The organism is Streptomyces sp. NPDC059452 (assembly GCF_042750035.1).
GTDB lineage: Bacteria > Actinomycetota > Actinomycetes > Streptomycetales > Streptomycetaceae > Streptomyces.
This window is the reverse complement of record NZ_JBHYVE010000057.1, coordinates 1-2,178: the sequence shown is the minus strand read 5'-3', so window position 1 is coordinate 2,178 and position 2,178 is coordinate 1. Positions and strand designations below refer to the sequence as shown.

The window sequence follows — 2,178 nt, the reverse complement described above, 5'->3', positions numbered from 1 at the left end:
GTTTTGTTTTTTTTTTTTTTTATACTCCCGCCGGCGGCGGGGGGGGGGGGGGGGGGCGGGGGGGGGGGGGGGGGGGGGGGGGGGCCCCCCCCCCCCCCCCCACCGCCGTCTTTTCGCATGCCCGGGCTTCCCTCCAGAGCCACCCAGAGCCACCCGGAGCCACCCGGAGCCCTCGGAACCCAGGTAACATAAAGAACATTCTTTTTGAGAAGGTGAAGGGTATGGCGCAACTGAAACAGGAGCGGGCGGAGCAGACCCGCCGCACCCTCCTGCACGCGGCGGCGGAGGTCTTCGACGAGTACGGCTACGCGGGGGCCAGCATCAACCGCATCCTCAAGCGCGCCGGAGTGACGGCAGGGGCGCTCTACTTCCACTTCGGCTCCAAGGAGGACCTGGCCAGGGCGGTGATGAACAGCCAGCCGGAGAGCCTCGTCCCGCTGCTCGCCGCCGGTGGCCTGCAACGGCTCATCGACCTCACCCTCGTATGGTCGTGGCAGTTGCAGCGCGACCCGCTGCTCCGGGCCGGCGTACGGCTGACGAACGAGCAGACCTCGGCGGGCGGCCCCGCGAACGCCGACCCGTACGAGAAGTTCCGCGCGATCATGACCGGGTTCCTTCAGGACGCCCGGGACGGCGGCGAGCTCCAGCCGGGCGTCGAACCGGTCGTGGTCGCGGAGTTCGTGGTCGCCGCCTGCACGGGGATGCAGATGTACTCCAACGTCGTCAGCGGCCGCACGGACCTCCCCGAGCGCACCCAGCAGATGTGGAACCTGCTCCTCCCGGGCATCGCGGTCCCGGCCGTCATCATCCGCGCCGATGCGACGCCCGCACGCGGCGCCGCGATGATGCCCTGAACCGCCGTGTACGCCCCAGGCGAGCCGGGTACGCCCCAGGCGCCCGCTGCCCTTGTCAGGGAAGGCGGCAGGCGCCTGGGGCGTACCGTCGGGAGAGCGTCAGACCTGAAGTGCGCCGGGCCGGTCCACGAGCTGCGCGGACCCCTGGGTCCCGGCGGCCGCCTCGGGCTTCGTACGGTCGGCGAGCTTCAGCCAGATGACTCCGGCGATGATGACCGCCAGCCAGATGCCCTTGGCCAGGGTGAGGGTCTCGTCGAAGAAGAGCGGGCCGAAGACCGCGGCGCCGACCGCGCCGACACCCGCCCAGACGGCATAGCCGATGCTCACGTCGATCGTGCGCAGGGCCAGGCTCAGGGTGTAGAGCGTCAGCAGGAAGAACACCACGGCGACCAGGGACCAGGTCAGCCGGGTGAAGCCTTCGCTGCCGCCGACGGCGAGCGCGTACCCGATCTCGAAGACTCCGGCGAGGAGGAGCATGAGCCAGGCGTTCGCGCTGGTGGAGCTCTTGGCTGCGTTGGACGTGGAAGACATGGGAGATGGGTCCTCTCTCAGGGATGCCGGGGGTACCGGGGATGTCGTCAGGTGGTCTGCGGGGTGCACTGCGATACGAGTACGAGTACGGGTACGGGCACGAGTCCTGGAGATGCGCGTCCGGGAGACGCGCGTCCGGGAGACGCGCGTCCGGGAGACGCGCGTCCGGGAGATGCGCGCCGGGCTCAGGCGGAACCGCTCAGCTGCAGGCCGACGACGCCACCGATGACGAGGAGGATGCCGATCGCCTTGTTCCCGTTCAGACGCTGGCCGAAGAAGAGCGCCCCGAGGACGGTGATGCCGACCCCGGCGACGGAGGTCCACAGGGCGTAGCCGACGCCGACGTCGAAGGTCAGCAGCGCCTTGCTGAGGAAGAAGGTCGCGGCGGCCCCGCTGAGCAGGGTGATGCCGGTCCACTTGCGGTTCTTGAATCCCTCGGCCTTTCCGGCGGCGATGGCGACAGCGATCTCGAAGGCGACGGCGATGGCGAGGTAGAGCCAGTGCATGAGAGGTCCTTCCGTGCGGTGGATGCGAGGCGGCGAGGAGAGGGGCGAGGGGGAGGAGCGGTCGAGTTATTGCCTGCACATGCAAGCTTTATTTTCCCGTAATCCGCCACCGTCACCCGCCCCGAGGGCTCTAATCTTGCATGTGCATATAACTAGTGTCAACCAGTCAGACAGCGAAACGGCGGCGGGGGCGCGCCCCCCCCAAGAGACGGGGGGCGCCCGCGCGGCCGGGGCGCCGGGGGGGTCGAAAGCAGGGGGGTGGAAAGAGGGGGGTGGAGAACGAGAAA

Annotated in this window: 3 protein-coding genes; 1 reads left to right on the top strand and 2 read right to left on the bottom strand. The window is 69.1% G+C overall.

Going from position 1 to position 2,178, the window contains the following annotated elements; genetic code table 11:
- Positions 1–221 precede the first annotated feature (221 nt).
- Entirely contained in the window at positions 222–854 is a 633-nt protein-coding gene (locus ACFW9Z_RS35920; RefSeq protein WP_384647900.1) for a ScbR family autoregulator-binding transcription factor, read from the top strand.
- Between the two features lie 99 nt (positions 855–953).
- Here the strand turns inward: ACFW9Z_RS35920 and ACFW9Z_RS35915 are convergent, their stop codons facing one another.
- Both ACFW9Z_RS35915 and ACFW9Z_RS35910 read right to left on the bottom strand, forming a co-directional pair.
- Positions 954–1,385: a DMT family transporter gene (locus ACFW9Z_RS35915; protein ID WP_384647898.1), complete on the bottom strand. Its 432-nt coding sequence runs from the start codon at positions 1,383–1,385 to the stop codon at positions 954–956.
- A 185-nt stretch (positions 1,386–1,570) separates the two neighbouring features.
- Positions 1,571–1,891: a DMT family transporter gene (locus ACFW9Z_RS35910; RefSeq protein ID WP_384647897.1), complete on the bottom strand. Its 321-nt coding sequence runs from the start codon at positions 1,889–1,891 to the stop codon at positions 1,571–1,573.
- Positions 1,892–2,178 lie beyond the last annotated feature (287 nt).

Excerpts from the sequence above, each read along its gene's own strand:
- ACFW9Z_RS35910 (WP_384647897.1), bottom strand. The coding sequence starts at position 1,891 with ATGCACTGGCTCTACCTCGCCATCGCCGTCGCCTTCGAGATCGCTGTC.
- ACFW9Z_RS35915 (WP_384647898.1), bottom strand. The coding sequence starts at position 1,385 with ATGTCTTCCACGTCCAACGCAGCCAAGAGCTCCACCAGCGCGAACGCC.
- ACFW9Z_RS35920 (WP_384647900.1), top strand. The coding sequence starts at position 222 with ATGGCGCAACTGAAACAGGAGCGGGCGGAGCAGACCCGCCGCACCCTC.